The organism is Kordia sp. (assembly GCF_965224175.1).
Taxonomy (GTDB): domain Bacteria; phylum Bacteroidota; class Bacteroidia; order Flavobacteriales; family Flavobacteriaceae; genus Kordia.
This window is the reverse complement of record NZ_OZ245041.1, coordinates 5082764-5095700: the sequence shown is the minus strand read 5'-3', so window position 1 is coordinate 5095700 and position 12937 is coordinate 5082764. Positions and strand designations below refer to the sequence as shown.

General features: G+C 32.7%; 12 protein-coding genes. 5 read left to right on the top strand and 7 right to left on the bottom strand.

Translation table 11 applies throughout. The features are described from left to right. Positions 1-14 precede the first annotated feature (14 nt). Both ACOQOS_RS22225 and ACOQOS_RS22220 read left to right on the top strand, forming a co-directional pair. Positions 15-1385, top strand: a complete 1371-nt coding sequence (locus ACOQOS_RS22225) for a sigma-54-dependent transcriptional regulator (protein WP_420572625.1) — start codon at positions 15-17, stop codon at positions 1383-1385. After that, a complete protein-coding gene (locus tag ACOQOS_RS22220; RefSeq protein WP_420572624.1) occupies positions 1386-2714 on the top strand; it encodes a sensor histidine kinase in 1329 nt (442 codons plus the stop codon). 11 nt (positions 2715-2725) lie between these two features. Here the strand turns inward: ACOQOS_RS22220 and ACOQOS_RS22215 are convergent, their stop codons facing one another. From ACOQOS_RS22215 to ACOQOS_RS22205, 3 genes are all read right to left on the bottom strand, one after another. Then, positions 2726-3802 carry a DUF418 domain-containing protein gene (locus ACOQOS_RS22215; protein WP_420572623.1) on the bottom strand — a complete coding sequence of 359 codons (1077 nt, stop codon included), beginning with the start codon at positions 3800-3802 and terminating at the stop codon, positions 2726-2728. Between the two features lie 63 nt (positions 3803-3865). Continuing rightward, a complete protein-coding gene (locus tag ACOQOS_RS22210) occupies positions 3866-4375 on the bottom strand; it encodes a MepB family protein (RefSeq protein WP_420572622.1) in 510 nt (169 codons plus the stop codon). A 15-nt stretch (positions 4376-4390) separates the two neighbouring features. Beyond that, positions 4391-4888 carry a hypothetical protein gene (locus ACOQOS_RS22205; RefSeq protein WP_420572621.1) on the bottom strand — a complete coding sequence of 166 codons (498 nt, stop codon included), beginning with the start codon at positions 4886-4888 and terminating at the stop codon, positions 4391-4393. Positions 4889-5027: 139 nt separating this feature from the next. Between ACOQOS_RS22205 and ACOQOS_RS22200 the strand changes: the two genes are divergently transcribed. The 3 genes from ACOQOS_RS22200 (at position 5028) to ACOQOS_RS22190 (ending at position 7413) form a co-directional block, all read left to right on the top strand. Next, a complete protein-coding gene (locus tag ACOQOS_RS22200; RefSeq protein WP_420572620.1) occupies positions 5028-5783 on the top strand; it encodes an SDR family NAD(P)-dependent oxidoreductase in 756 nt (251 codons plus the stop codon). A 129-nt stretch (positions 5784-5912) separates the two neighbouring features. Beyond that, positions 5913-6761 (top strand): carboxypeptidase-like regulatory domain-containing protein, encoded by an 849-nt coding sequence (locus ACOQOS_RS22195; RefSeq protein WP_420572619.1) that lies wholly within the window; start codon positions 5913-5915, stop codon positions 6759-6761. Positions 6762-6831: 70 nt separating this feature from the next. After that, positions 6832-7413: a TetR/AcrR family transcriptional regulator gene (locus ACOQOS_RS22190; RefSeq protein ID WP_420572618.1), complete on the top strand. Its 582-nt coding sequence runs from the start codon at positions 6832-6834 to the stop codon at positions 7411-7413. Between the two features lie 2 nt (positions 7414-7415). Here the strand turns inward: ACOQOS_RS22190 and ACOQOS_RS22185 are convergent, their stop codons facing one another. The 4 genes from ACOQOS_RS22185 to ACOQOS_RS22170 form a co-directional block, all read right to left on the bottom strand. After that, positions 7416-7886: a DUF1905 domain-containing protein gene (locus tag ACOQOS_RS22185; protein ID WP_420572617.1), complete on the bottom strand. Its 471-nt coding sequence runs from the start codon at positions 7884-7886 to the stop codon at positions 7416-7418. A 5-nt stretch (positions 7887-7891) separates the two neighbouring features. Next, positions 7892-8791 carry a hypothetical protein gene (locus tag ACOQOS_RS22180; protein WP_420572616.1) on the bottom strand — a complete coding sequence of 300 codons (900 nt, stop codon included), beginning with the start codon at positions 8789-8791 and terminating at the stop codon, positions 7892-7894. Positions 8792-8977: 186 nt separating this feature from the next. Then, a complete protein-coding gene (locus tag ACOQOS_RS22175; protein WP_420572615.1) occupies positions 8978-10570 on the bottom strand; it encodes a hypothetical protein in 1593 nt (530 codons plus the stop codon). A gap of 300 nt (positions 10571-10870) precedes the next feature. After that, positions 10871-12937 carry a T9SS type A sorting domain-containing protein gene (locus tag ACOQOS_RS22170; RefSeq protein ID WP_420572614.1) on the bottom strand — a complete coding sequence of 689 codons (2067 nt, stop codon included), beginning with the start codon at positions 12935-12937 and terminating at the stop codon, positions 10871-10873.

The window sequence follows — 12937 nt, the reverse complement described above, 5'->3', positions numbered from 1 at the left end:
ACTAACTATGTACTATGAGAAAAAAAGAAGCTTCTATATTAATTGTCGATGATGATGACGATATTTTATTTTCGGCGCGAATCAGTCTGAAGAAGTATTTTACCGAAATTATCACCACAAATAATCCTAAAAAGATAAGTAACCATATTACTTCACAAACGTTTGATGTCGTTTTACTTGATATGAACTATCGCATTGGTTTTGAAGATGGAAAAGAAGGTTTGTACTGGTTGCAGCATATAAAAAAGATGAGTCCAGAAACAACTGTAATTCTCATGACAGCTTTTGGAAGTGTCAACTTAGCTGTAGAAGCCATCAAGCAAGGTGCAACCGATTTTATCTTGAAACCTTGGAATACTGAAAAACTATATAGTATTGTAAATGCCGGTGTAGAATTGGCACGTTCCAAGCGAAAAACGACACAACTTGAAACGGTACAACAGCAATTAGATAAAGATTTTCATCAACAGACGGAACATATTATTGGAAAATCAACGGCGATGAAAAAAGCAATTGGTTTGGTCCAAAAAGTAGCACCAACAGATGCTAATGTATTGATTCTAGGAGAAAACGGAACAGGAAAGTTTGTGTTTGCCAAAGAAATTCATTTACAATCCAATCGTAAAAATCATCCGTTTATACATGTTGATTTAGGTGCTTTGAATGAGAATTTGTTTGAAAGTGAACTTTTTGGTTATGCCAAAGGCGCGTTTACAGATGCACAAAAAGATACACTCGGACGTTTTGAATTGGCTGCAGGCGGAACTATTTTTTTGGATGAAATTGGCAATCTTCCTTTGCACCTTCAATCAAAATTACTAACTGTAATTCAAAATAGAAAAGTAACACGTTTGGGTGAAGGAAATGAACGTCCAATAGATGCGCGAATCATTTGTGCCACCAATGCACCAATTCATGAAATGGTAAATGAACAAACATTTCGACAAGATTTATTATTCAGAATTAATACTATCGAATTACAATTACCGCCATTACGCGAACGCACAGAAGATATTGAAGTACTTGCCAATCACTTCTTAAAAAAGTTGAATCAGCGGTATCGCAAACAATTAGCTTCTATTTCGAATAGTGCTATTACTGCATTAAAAAATTACAATTGGCCAGGAAATATTCGTGAACTTGAACACATCATAGAACGTGCCGTAATTATTACAGAAAATACAAGTATCGAACCTGAAGATTTACATTTTTCTTCTCGAAAAGTAACAACAAATACGCCTGTAACACTTAATTTAGAGGAAACTGAAAAAATATTAATTCAGCAAGCATTAGATAAACATCACGGAAATATTTCAAAAGCAGCTAAAGATTTAGGACTTACGCGCGCCGCTTTATACAGACGACTTGAAAAACATCAACTCTAAATGAATAAGAAAATTTACATCCAACTAAGTGTTCGTATTTTGTTAATGTCACTGAATGCGATTCTGATCTTTTATTTTTTTCAGAAAGGATTTCTTGTCAATGGAATTGGTTTTACACTATTGCTAGTTTTTCAAGCTTTTTTGTGTGTTGATTATTTAAAAAAACTCTTTCTTGATGTCGAAAAGGCTATTGATTGTTTGCTGCATGATGATTTTTCAAATATGATTTCTGCTGAAAAGCGCACCAATAGTTTACACGCAAAAACGGCACAACTTCAAAAGAAATATAGAATTCAAAGTCAGCAATACACTTCCGAACAAGTTATTTTCACGAATATCATAGAAAGTTTAACAATTGGTGTGTTGATTCTTCGCAAAGATACCAACGGACATATTGAAGTCTTTCAACTGAACAAAGCTTTTGTCGATTTTTTTAAGATTCCGAAGTTTTACAAATGGACTTTGCTGAAAGAAAAAATTACACCTTTAGTTACTATTATTGATGTTGAGCCATGGAAACGTGTAAAACATACCATTTCACTTACAGTAAATGATCAAGTGGAATCGTTTTTTTTAAAAACATCTGTCACACATACAAACGAATTTGAATATTTGATGGTTACGATGGAAACCATTCAACAATTAATTGATAAAAAAGAAAAAGAATCTTGGTATAAGTTAATGACAGTAATGTCGCATGAAATTATCAATACCATTACACCAATAAGTAGTTTGGCTGAAAATTTAGATTCTTTATTACAAGATGAACCTGATGAAGATACTTTAGAAGAGCTATCGCAAGGTTTAAAAATTATTAAAAAACGTTCTTCTCACTTAAATAATTTTGTAAATACCTATCGTCAATTATCGGAATTGCCATTGCCGGACAAAAAAGAAATTAACTTCACAGAAACAGTACAACTTACACTCGATTTGTTTTCGCAAGAGTTTAAAGAAAATAATATTCATCTGAACTTTCAGCGTGAAGAAAATATCATGATTTCGGCAGACAAACAACAATTGGAACAAGTAGTGATCAACTTAATATCGAACTGTTTATATGCGCTAAAAGAAGCTAAAAATCCAACAATTACCATAAATATAAGTACAGATACCAACCGCATTCATCTGACTGTTTCCGATAACGGAATTGGAATTTCTAAAAAGATTCAAAAGAATATATTCATTCCATATTTCACCACTCGAAAAGATGGTTCTGGAATTGGATTGACACTTACCAAAAGTATTGTAGAAGCGCATGACGGAAATATTTTCTTTACTTCTGAAAATGGTTTGACTACTTTCAAATTGAGTTTTGAGAATCTATAAAGTGATAACGCTTAGTTTGTCAATTTTCGCAACATCCATTCCAATGGACCAACTTTTTGATAACGCAGCCAAATGGTAGCAAATACAATACAAAATAGGCTAAAAATAATCGCATAAATCACTGAAAATTCTAGGGAAAAGTTTCCTATGCTTGTGATTGAAAGTAATTCTACACATCCAATTCCTATGACAACATGTGCTACATAAAAAGTTAGTGCTAATTGCCCTGTGCTTTTTAATGCATCAATAACTAAACCATGTCGTACTCGCTTAGCAATCCAAATACAACTACAAACAATACACAGGGCAATACTACTTGATAAAAACATATATATTGGTAAAGGCGGCATCGGACTTGTGTCCAATATTGGAGCTAATTCTGTTACCATAGCTCCATTTCCATTTGACAAATAAACCAATAATCCTACGGATAGCAGCTTTACCGAAATTGCTATTGTCAAGCAAGCAAAAAATGTTCTTTTTATAAATGTTTCATTGTGTAAATCTTGTCTTCCAAACCATACTCCTATCAACATAAAAGCTGTCCAAGGAATGACAGGATGAAATCCATTATAGCATAAGTTTCTAAAAAAACCGTCAAAAGTCCAGAAATCTGAATATGTAAAATCTTGAAAATTCCAGCCTAAATCATATTCAATAAAAAACATCAATATTGGATAAAGACATATAAGACAAATTGCAATTAAGAGCGCATATATTGGATTTTGCTTTAATACTAAAAGTGTCAACAACATATATATTCCGTAGAAATGAAGAATATCAGCTGGCCAAATCACAATGTATGAAAGTCCAATAAAAAATAACAGTATAGCTCTTTTGAAGATTCTTTTTTGTGCTTGACGCAATTTTTGTTCGTCTTTATTCTTTACGGCAGTATTGGTCATAAAAGCAATTCCAATTCCTGCCAGAATTACAAATAAAGCTGCTGCTTTGCCTTCAAAAATAGCGATAAAGTTTTGTAGCCAACTCGCTCCTTCTTGTCCAAAGATCATTTTAAAATTTACAAGAATCATCCCAATAATTGCCAAGGCTCTGGCAATATCGATTCCTACAATTCTATTTTTCATGACCTTTGTTTTTTGATTGATGTATTTCAAAAGACAAGAAAAGATCAAAAAGGTTGCATGAATTTAAAAATCTTTACAGTATAAACGCTTGATCGTCTCTACATTATTTGTAGTAGAGTTGATTGGTAAAAAATAATCCAATTGCCAAGCTTGTGTTTTGATTGCTTGTTTACTTGTTGGTGTATCCCAAGATGGATATACGCGAATTCCTCGTTTGCCATCTTTCAAATCTGTGGCGACAATTCGTTTTTGAATTAATACTGATTTCGGGAAGACAAATTGTCCCAATTGTGTCTCTTTCTGAACATTAATCACAATAAAATCAAAATCATCTGTTTCGTGAAAAGGCGTTGTAATGTGATCTGAATTTCGTTTCCAAACCGTTACAAATTGACCAATTTTTTTAGGTGTAATTTTTGCCGTTCTACAGATAATCTTTACTTCTCCTAAATGAAACGAACACGCTTCATATTCAGTACTTTCAGTAGATAAGTACAGATTAGAGAACTCAAAACTATTGGCATCGTATAGTTTTTCTTTGACGCTGGAAATACAATGAGGTAGTTGGATCATATCAATATTGTAAATTTATTCAATGACCTCATCATAACGTTGAAACTGATTACGAAGTTCACCACGTAACGCTAAATCACTTTCAATTTTAGTTTTTGTGGGTCTTTGTAGTACTAAAAAAGCGATCAATAATCCTGCAATAGCGATAAATGCTGCATTATTGGTTAATAAGAAAAAAACAGTTCCTATCATCGCTGGTCCTTCTATTAGAACATATTTTATAAGTGAAGCCGTTTGATACTGACCTAACATAGCTATTAAGTCTGTTTTTTGTTTTGCAACCGCTAGCATTTTCTTAAAAAGTAATTGACTCATGGAAACTCCACCGATAGCAATAACGGGATATATTAGCAGAAAGCTATCTTCTCCAGAAAATTCAAAATTCATCGCATCTTTATTCAAAAACAAAGTCACACACGTAAAAATTACCACACCAACAACTAAGGCTAGATGTATGATTGTAAGCGTTTTTACAAACTGATTTGGCGTTATGTGTTGTAGTTTATTTTCCATGATTTTATGTAAATACGATTTGCTTTTCAAATGTATCAAAAAATAATTCATTTTTTATTTGGAATGATCGTTCTATTATTTATACTTTTGTATCAGAATGATCGTTCCAAAATAAATTTTTAAATAGAAAAACAAAAAAATGAATACATTACAAGGAAAAGTAGCTGTCGTTACAGGAGGAAATAGTGGAATTGGATACGCTTCTGCGGCAAAATTAAAAGAAAAAGGTGCGCATGTTGTTATTACTGGTAGATCACAAGAACGTGTAGAGAAAGCAGCAAATGAGTTAGGTGTTACGGGAATTGTTGCCGATGTAACTTCTCTTGACGCGATTGATAATTTAGTAGATCAAGTAAAAAGTTCGCATGGAAATGTAGATGTTTTATTTGTAAATGCCGGAATTTTTACGCCTGCGCCAGTTGGTCAAATTACAGAAGAAGTATATGATACTCAGTTTGGAATTAATTTTAAAGGTGCTGTATTTACCACAGAAAAGTTTTTACCAATTTTAAATGACGGAGCTTCTATTATTAATTTATCTTCTATTAATGCATATACAGGAATGCCAAACACTGCTATTTATGCAGCAACGAAAGCAGCGTTAAATTCATATACTAGAACTGCAGCTACAGAATTAGCTCCAAGAAAAATTCGTGTGAATGCTGTAAATCCTGGTCCAGTTGAAACTCCAATTTTTGAAAAAACAGGATTACCTGAAGAACAACTAAATGGTTTAGCCGAAGCTATGAAACAACGTATTCCATTAAAACGATATGGACAACCAGAAGATGTTGCCAATTTAGTTGCATTTTTAGCCTCTGATGAAGCATCATTTATTACAGGAAGTGAATACAATGTTGATGGAGGAATGAATGTAAATCCTTTATTAAGTTAGTATTTGATATACTTTATTGACTATTTCCTTTGATTACTTCAAAGGAAATAGTTTTTCAATGCATAGAGGTAAATTATAGAAGAAATAGAATTTTAAAATAAATTTACATTTACTACGTTTTTTATACTTATGAAAAAAATACAATTTATTTTAATCGTTCTTATTTCAAATTTATGCTTTGGTCAAATATCAGGTAATTTAACTGATAGCAAAACAGGCGTTCCCGTAGTATTCGCAAATGTTTGGGTAAAAAATACGTTAAAAGGAAGTACTACAGATATAGATGGAAATTTTGAAATTGAGAAAGGAAAGGTCGGAGATACATTATTAATTTCTTATTTAGGATATGAAAAAGTAGAATTGCCCGCTAAGAAAATAAACAATATCAAACTAAATCCTCAAGATATTCAGTTAGACGCGGTTGTGATTACTAAGATTAAAAATCCCCAAATTATATCGTTGAATTCATATGAAGATTATAATGATATTAATATGTTTTATCTCAACGGACATTATTCATTTGCTCGATTTTATGAACATAAAAAAGAATACAAGCAAAATACTTTTGTTAAGAAAGTATCTTTAGTTACTGTATCTACTTTAGAAAATGTAAAATTTAGAATGCATTTAATTGAAGCTGATAAAGATGGAAATCCAACAGACAAACATTTGAGTTCTTATATTATTTTAGAAACAAAAAGTGGGAAAAATGAAATTACAATTGATTTGAGTGATAAAAAGCTACTCTTTCCTGAAAATGGGCTTTTTATTGTAGTTGATCGTTTAAACCTAAAACAAAACATATTCAATTCCAAGCATATGACTAATGTTATAGAACCAGGAATTGGCATGGAAAAACGAAGTAAAGAAAAAAATACTTGGTTGAGTTATGGAGGAAAATGGATTCCGCCAAAAAAAATAAAAAAGATTGCAAAAAAGAATAAAAATATTGCTCTTAACATTGAGCTTTCAAACTAATTAAAAACATACAAAGAATATATGTATTTTTGTAGCGACTGTTTTTACGGTCTCTACAATTCTTATTTTTATGCCGAGAGTTAAAAAATTTAATGAAGAAGAAACACTGAATAAGGCGATGTGCCTTTTTTGGCGAAATGGTTTTCACGCTACTTCTATGCAAGATTTGGTCAATTATTTAGGTATCAATCGTGCAAGTATTTATGATACGTATGGCGGAAAGAAAGAACTTTTTAACAAAGCTTTTGAACACTACAGAACTGTAAATAGAAAACAATTGCAAGCTTTTCTGGAAAGTCAGAAAACTGTGAAAGAAGGATTTAGAAGATTGTTTCAGCATGGCATTTCAGAAGCTGTTTGCGACACAGAACACAGAGGTTGTTTTGTCATAAATGCTACTATGGAGCTTGTTCCCAATGATGACGAAATGCTAAGCGTCGTAAAAGAAAATAAAGCTTTTATGATAGGAATTTTTCAAGATTTTTTACAATCAGGAATTGACTCTGGAGAAATTTCAGCAGAAAAGAATAGTAGAAATTTGGCTTCACTTCTACATACATTTTACAATGGAATTAAAGTAGTATCTAAAGCTGATGCTAATGAGGAAGATTTACTAGCTTCGGTTGATACTATATTGTTGCTGTTAGATTAAATTTACCAACCACTTTTTTTACGCATCTTTTCATGTTCTGCTTGTAGGAATTTCATAATTGTTTCTACTTGTTTATCAACATTTTTAATACGCAATACACTAAAAATTAGTGTGCGTTTTCTTCCATCAGTCAGTTTATCAAAAATAGCTTTCCCATCAATATCTTGTGCTAAGAATACTTCTAAAACTTCTGGAATTTCTACGCCTAATGGATTTGGATCTTGTGTAATACGATACGAAATCGTTTCACCTGCTTCTTTATCCAATTGCTTTATGTATCGCTTGGCGAGCATTATATAGAAATTTCCGTTTCCTAAATGATTTAAACCACATTGTAACGTAACTTTATCATCAATTGTACAAATTAAGCGTGTAGCACGTTTCTTTTCAAACTGATTTACGATATCGGCTGAAACTTCTAAATGATAATAACTACCACTCTTTAATAAAGGTCCTGTTCCTTCATGTACCATAAGTGTTACTTTTCTTTTTTGTAAGTTAATGTACTTCCACGATCTAAATAACTTAGTACCATGCTTTCATCAGAATATTCGAGTAATCCATAAATGATTTTATCGCCATTGTCATTTTTTAGTGTTAAATATTCAATTCCGTCTTTTTCATCAAGTTCGTAATCATATGCAGTTGTCACAATTTTATCGGCTATTTTATGAAACATATAAAATCGTCCGTTTTTAATTTCTATTCCAGCATTTGCATCGTCAGTACTAATCCAACGTTCTGCATTCAATCCAATAGTTTTTGCTTCAGTCAAAGATGCGCTTTCTTGATGAAAAATGTTTTCCAATTCCGAAACTACATTGGGTTTTGATTTCCATTGATCGGTTACATCTACATTTTGAGCATCAGATGTATCTATTTCTCCAGATTTGACTGTTTTTTCTTTTTCTAATACACGAATTAATTGACCATCATGAATGTAATAGCGAATATCTTTCTTTGTAAACGGTCCTTGCATAGAAGCTTCACTATACTCTTCTTCTAATACAAAAAATAATTCGTTATTATTAAAATAGAAAGTGTGTACTTCAGAACCATGTTCTCCATAATTTCCATATGCTAGCTTTTTAGGAACTCCATCTTTAAAATACCCTTCTCTTTTTGTAACACCTCCGCCAACAAATTCTTCTACTTCTTTTTTTTCTAAAGAAGAAAGCTGTTTTTCAATCATTAAAAAGTTAGATTTGATTGCAGCAATTTTTTCTTCTAACGTTGAACTTTTAGTAATCTCAATAGTACTATCTTTCTGAGTCGCTTCGATCGTATTTGAAGATGTTTTTGATACTTCTTTTTTATCGCCACAAGCAAAAAAAGTAGCAATTAATACTATATAGGTACATAATCGTATGTTCATCATCTAGTGATTCGTTGTTTTTTCTAAACAAATATAACTGAATATTGTATATCTATTAAAAGGATTAAGAACTATCAAAGAAGATTTTTAACACAAAAAAGCACTGTTCATCATACGATTTCAGTGCTTTAATGAGGTTTTAGAAAATTTGGGAATAAGTAATTTTATCCTAAAATTAAAACTACGAATCTAATTTGGAGCTGCAGTTGTATTTACGTTCGCAATTGGCCAAACACCTGGAGCTGGAAAGCTAATTCCTTTATTGTCACCTCTAGCTGCATCTTGCCCAAAATAATAGAGAGGCCATCCTTTGTAGGTTAATTGGGTTCTACCGTGAACATCGATTGTTCCAAAATCGCCATTATTTAAAATACTTGGTATTTGATCTAATGTTATTTCTACTATTGGCCATACGCCATTGTTTGAGAAATCTGCGTTTGTAAAATTGTTAGTGTTGTTTGTATCGTTCATAAACGTATACATAGTTTTCCCTTCTATATCTACAATATAACTTGTAGCTTCATCACCTACTGTATAAGTACTTGTGTAGTTGTTACCATCATGACCTACTAATTGTGATTGCACATACATAAGTGAATAATCTGGCTTAGCTACATACCAAACACTATTTACATCTTCTCCGTTTGTATCGCCAGCAGCGCTATCATTTGCGAAGTAGTATAAAGGCCATCCTTTGTACGTTGTTTGTAATTGCCCATCTGTACGTGTAATGGTTGCAAAATCAGCCGTATTTAATCCAGTTGCTACTGAAACGTTTTCTGTGTAAAATATTGGCCAAGCATTTAAACATCCGCCTAAACATACTGAAGTATCTTTCGTATCTCTAGAGAAGAAATAAAGTGTATTACCATCTGCATCCGTTAGAATACTTCCTAATGCAGCATCATTTGACAACTGAACTGTCGGAGAATCTGGCATTGGAGCCATTTCAGTATTTACATTCGCAATTGGCCAAACACCTGGAGCTGGAAAGCTTATTCCTTTGTTTTCACCTCTAACTGTGTCTTGACCAAAATAATATAATGGCCAACCTCTATACGTTAATTGCGTTCTACCGTGAACATCAATTGTTCCGAAATCATCATTGTTTAAAATACTTGGTATTTGATCTAATGTTATTTCTACTATTGGCCATACGCCATTGTTTGAAAAATCTGCGTTTGTAAAATTGTTTGTGTTACGTGTGTCATTCATAAACGTATACATAGTTCTTCCTCCTATACTAACAATATAGCTTGTAGCTTCATCACCTAGTGTATAAGTACTTGTGTAGTTATTACCGTCATGACCTACTAATTGTGATTGTGCGTACATGAGTGAATAATCTGGTTTGGCTACATACCAAACATTGTTTACATCTTCTCCGTTTGTATCGCCAGCAGCGTTATCATTCGCAAAGTAATATAATGGCCAACCTTTGTACGTTGTTTGTAATTGCCCATCTGTACGTGTAATTGTTGCAAAGTCGGCTGTATTTAATCCCGTTCCAGCTGATAAATTTTCAGCGTAAAATATTGGCCAAACATCTACACATCCACCTAAACATGCTGAAGTATCTTTAGTATCTCTAGAGAAGAAATAAAGAGATTTACCTTCTGCATCTGTTAGAATATTTCCTAATGTAGCATTATTTGCTAATTGAACTGTTGAAGTATTTGGTTGCGGATCAACTAAAGTAGCATCATCATCACTGCTGCAACTTTGTAATAAAATCATCAATGCTATAAAAAAGAACGTGCTTTTTGTATTATTTTTTTTCATTTTGTTAAAAGTTATTTGTTTTTTAAATCTTCCACAAATCAAGCACTTACAAGCAAAGTATATACTATAAACCTTTGCTAAGAGGAAAAAATAAGGGTTAAAAAGGAAATAAGAGATGGAAAAATTATTGATGTAGTAATTTTTCCATCTCTTAAATTTCTGAAAGAAGGATGTATTATAATTTGATTTTTAAAAATTGAAAAATACTTTATCGTTTATTATAGACGATGAAAGTTTTAGGGAATTATTCTTTCTACGTGAATGTATCGTTGAATAATATAAATATATTGGGTACTGAGTTTATTGCTTAATTATTCTTTTATGAGATACATTTCCACTTTGAGTGAAAATTTTAATGATATAAACACCTTGACTTAGTTCTTTTAAAGAGAATGTTGCCTTATGTATTGTTTTAATCTTTTTTCCTGATACATCATAAAGTATTGCTGATAAGAAATTTTCGTTTCCAAGATTGATATGTATGATATCGTCCGTTGGATTAGGATAAATCTTGATGTTAGGATTTAGAATATCATCTGTAACCGATAAGGTAGTTCCGTATTCATGCGCTCCTATATCAACAACGCCATTGACAATTCGGTTTCTATGAAGAATATCTTCAGGCCAGTAATCTTGGGGGTTTCCAGGATATTGGGGATCTCCTGAATATCTATCGATATACTGTTGATACGCATCTAGTGAACCATCTATATAGGTTTGTGTTCCATTGTCAATGGCGGGTGAATTTTGAGAAATATCATAGTTTTCATTATTTGCATCTATATATAATGGAGCTCCGGTAATATTATTTGTTGCCCATGTTTGATTGTTGAGATCGTTTATTGTCACATAATTTGTTCCGTTTATTCTTACGTCTCCATTGTACGAGTCAAAAAGATTGTTTCCCAAATAAACGTCCATTCCATTTGTGGTATCGAATGTCATTGCTCTTGAAGATTGATCTACCGTTGCAGAGATATTGGTAAAGATATTATTGTAAATATGTAATTTATCTGTATTACCATGTCTATTAGTACCAGACCATATTCCATGACAACTATTATCAAAAACATTATTAATAATATAATGTTCTCCGTGTTGAGAGAATAAAGTAATTCCTGAACATAAGCGCCAGTTGGTATTACTTTCATTATCTCTGTTGTTATAAAAAAGATTTCCTATAATAAACAGTGGTCCTTCCATCGGATCGTTTGCAGTATGCTGCCAGCCTGTTCCATTTCGGGTAGCAATATTTGCAATCCACCAATTATAGCTTCCCAGATTATATTGATGCCCGAATGCTTGTCCGTTTCCTCCTGCTAAAGCATATGTATCTGTACAATGATTACTAGAAAAGATAACATCTGAAGCTCTTTTGGTCCAACCTAAGGCTTGACGTGAGAACTCTTGATAATTTCCAGCGACAAACACATGATGATTCCCACCACTTGTTGCTATCTGATCTCCAACTTGTACTAAATTTCCAGATAAACTTTTATACAAGCCATCAACTGGATCTGCAGTATCACCTATGACAGCATTATTTTTAACGATCCACACTCTGTATACTTCATTACCGTTAATAGTACCATTTACTTTGTATGCATGTTGATCATTATCATTTGTGCTCCAATCATAACCTCCGCCACAGTTTTTAAATACATTATTGTAGGCAACTACATCATGTAATTCTGCTCCAGTGGCTGTATTAGAAGTTAATCCGACAATAGCTCCGCCGCCGCCAATATAATCTAGATTTTCAAAAAGAAGATTTTTTAATGTAATGTGATGCGTTGCTCCTGCTCTATCTCGAGTTAATGTCAACACTGTGTTCGTTGTATTATCACCATTCCATTGAATATTGTCTACAATAGTATGACGACTGTTATACATTCCTAATAAAAGTCCTTTAAATGTTGGTTTGTCGTCAGGATCTCCGTGAATCCAAACAGGTTGTGAGCTTGTTCCATGAAATTCAGGAGACCAAGTGCCATAAAAATTATGATTGATACCGTAGGTTCCGCCTTTTAACCAAATAACAGTTCCTGCTTCAAATGTATCACCAATCCAACCGTTTGAAGGAATTGTTAAACGTGGTTTATCTGGATAGCCGTATCTTCCGTATGTTCCAGTCAGTTCTCCATTTATGATGGCATCTGTAGCGTTTGGATGATCTGGAGCAACATAGTAAAATTTCTCAGCGGCTGCCATAGGCCATTGTGAAGGTTTAGACAGTTCAATTGTAAACGGATCATAGGTCCAATCTGTATAAGGAATGCCTACATACGACCAAGCTTGTGCAAAAAGTAATTGTCCATAGAGAAAAAAGAAAAAGACGAAACTTAAAAAACGGTATTTATAATGCAT

Bases quoted from the DNA above. Each gene is read 5' to 3' on its own strand.
- ACOQOS_RS22225 (WP_420572625.1), top strand. From the start codon at position 15: ATGAGAAAAAAAGAAGCTTCTATATTAATTGTCGATGATGATGACGAT.
- ACOQOS_RS22220 (WP_420572624.1), top strand. From the start codon at position 1,386: ATGAATAAGAAAATTTACATCCAACTAAGTGTTCGTATTTTGTTAATG.
- ACOQOS_RS22215 (WP_420572623.1), bottom strand. From the start codon at position 3,802: ATGAAAAATAGAATTGTAGGAATCGATATTGCCAGAGCCTTGGCAATT.
- ACOQOS_RS22210 (WP_420572622.1), bottom strand. From the start codon at position 4,375: ATGATCCAACTACCTCATTGTATTTCCAGCGTCAAAGAAAAACTATAC.
- ACOQOS_RS22205 (WP_420572621.1), bottom strand. From the start codon at position 4,888: ATGGAAAATAAACTACAACACATAACGCCAAATCAGTTTGTAAAAACG.
- ACOQOS_RS22200 (WP_420572620.1), top strand. From the start codon at position 5,028: ATGAATACATTACAAGGAAAAGTAGCTGTCGTTACAGGAGGAAATAGT.
- ACOQOS_RS22195 (WP_420572619.1), top strand. From the start codon at position 5,913: ATGAAAAAAATACAATTTATTTTAATCGTTCTTATTTCAAATTTATGC.
- ACOQOS_RS22190 (WP_420572618.1), top strand. From the start codon at position 6,832: ATGCCGAGAGTTAAAAAATTTAATGAAGAAGAAACACTGAATAAGGCG.
- ACOQOS_RS22185 (WP_420572617.1), bottom strand. From the start codon at position 7,886: ATGGTACATGAAGGAACAGGACCTTTATTAAAGAGTGGTAGTTATTAT.
- ACOQOS_RS22180 (WP_420572616.1), bottom strand. From the start codon at position 8,791: ATGATGAACATACGATTATGTACCTATATAGTATTAATTGCTACTTTT.
- ACOQOS_RS22175 (WP_420572615.1), bottom strand. From the start codon at position 10,570: ATGAAAAAAAATAATACAAAAAGCACGTTCTTTTTTATAGCATTGATG.
- ACOQOS_RS22170 (WP_420572614.1), bottom strand. From the start codon at position 12,937: ATGCATTATAAATACCGTTTTTTAAGTTTCGTCTTTTTCTTTTTTCTC.